A 1,620-nucleotide genomic window follows, 5' to 3' on the forward strand; every position below is an offset into this window, starting at 1 on the left:
ACTGGACAGTTAAAAGTTCTCAAGCTTAAGAAGCTACAGACGTAGCGTCAAAATCAGCGTTATCCTGTTTGGAACGGATTATTTTCGTTATGGATAAGTGCTTGTTTTGAGCAAACAGGCGAAAAATAGACTGGCGTAAATATGCGGAAACGGTGGCCTCGGAAACAACGGTACGCGATGGTGTTCGCAAATAGCGAAAGAATAGCGTTGGAGTACGACCGGAATAACGTAATGCGCTCAGTTGCAGAAGCCCCATAGCAATGCATTGGCACATGACGAATCCTTCCATCGCCTGAAGGGTCAAATGAATTCGACGTTGGTCTTGTTCGTCTTTCACTTGTTCCAGCGGATGGACTTCTCCCTTCTTCAAATACCGGTTCAGCTTCGGCATCGACTTGCTCCAGAAACGGTAGCCAAAAGCGCCGATCACTTGTTTCATTTCTCGGAAGGTACATTCAATTTTGAAACGGCAACCGTACAAACCGATGATGTCAGTCGCCGAAAGTGTCAGATCGGTACTCACAAGAATGGAGTATTGCATCCCACGGCGCACCAGCACAAAACGCAGTTCTTGATACAGGCCTTGTCCCCAGAGCAGATCCAGGCACAGGAATTGAAGCGCTTCTTCCTTCCCGTACAGCGTGACGGTGGCGGTTTGAAAATCGGCAGCACGTGTGGCAAATACATCCTTCAGCTTGATGGCTTTGCCCTTTTTCGGTGGCCGGCCTCTGCCGGATTTCTTTTCAGCAGGACGTTCATAGGCCATGACATTGGCTTTGGCCTTCGTTACCAGATGCATGCGGGTTGCTGAAGAGTTGTGGCAGGCATTCAGGCGCTCCAGCGCAGGAACGGACAAAAAATACCGATCCAGCAAAAACAAGGCGTTGCCGAAGATTCGGGCAGCAGCGAATCCTTGCTCGATCATTTGCACCACATGGGAAGGCTGCTCGTCCCCGTCCGCTGTATGCCATCCCAAGATGGTTTTGACCCCATCTTGCAGATTCATGAATAAGGGCAAGCAGAACCACTTCTGCGGGGTGCCCGCCAGAACACCAATCGCGCCAAACAGATGGCCGAATATGTATTCACCTTTGGATACATTTTCGGATTCCTGATGGAGTTTTTTGACGCCCGGCATCCGGCGGCCTTCCTTGGCTTGCTTCATGCCGTCACCGACGAGCACGACGCGTTCTTGCACAATCAGAAGCGGTGCTGCTTTGCGAACCGTCTGAATCCAGGCCAGTCGAAGCGACTCCAGCGACCAGGCAGAAGAACGAAAAAAGTGAATCATCGTTTCGTAAGAACGGCTATTCAGGGCTAGATCCCGAATCACAGACGTAACGCCTAGATGATCGGAGCGCACCATGAAGCCGACAATGATCACAACAAACCACTCGAACGTGGCATGTCTGGAGAAACAGGAGCGAAATGGCAGTAAAAGTTCATTCAAATATCTGAGCATGGGTATGGTCAATCGCTCTGAAATGAGGTAAACTGCTTCTTGTAACCCATTCAGCGATTTTATCCTTTCGTTGTGAGAGACCTAGGATACCATACAATCGCCTGGCTGGGTTATTTTTTTATGCAACTATTTTTCGACAAGAACTTTTCACTGTCCAG

General features: G+C 49.5%; 1 protein-coding gene. It reads right to left on the reverse strand.

The genetic code is table 11. The annotated features are described in order from the left end of the window. Positions 1-25: 25 nt before the first annotated feature. Positions 26-1,462: a transposase gene (locus tag WBG83_RS22330; RefSeq protein WP_336747593.1), complete on the reverse strand. Its 1,437-nt coding sequence runs from the start codon at positions 1,460-1,462 to the stop codon at positions 26-28. Between the last annotated feature and the right edge of the window lie 158 nt (positions 1,463-1,620).

The organism is Paenibacillus sp. y28, from assembly GCF_037137075.1.
Classification (GTDB): Bacteria; Bacillota; Bacilli; order Paenibacillales; family NBRC-103111; genus JBBBNV01.

Coding starts and splice junctions, on each gene's coding strand:
- WBG83_RS22330 (WP_336747593.1), bottom strand. CDS start 1,462: ATGCTCAGATATTTGAATGAACTTTTACTGCCATTTCGCTCCTGTTTC.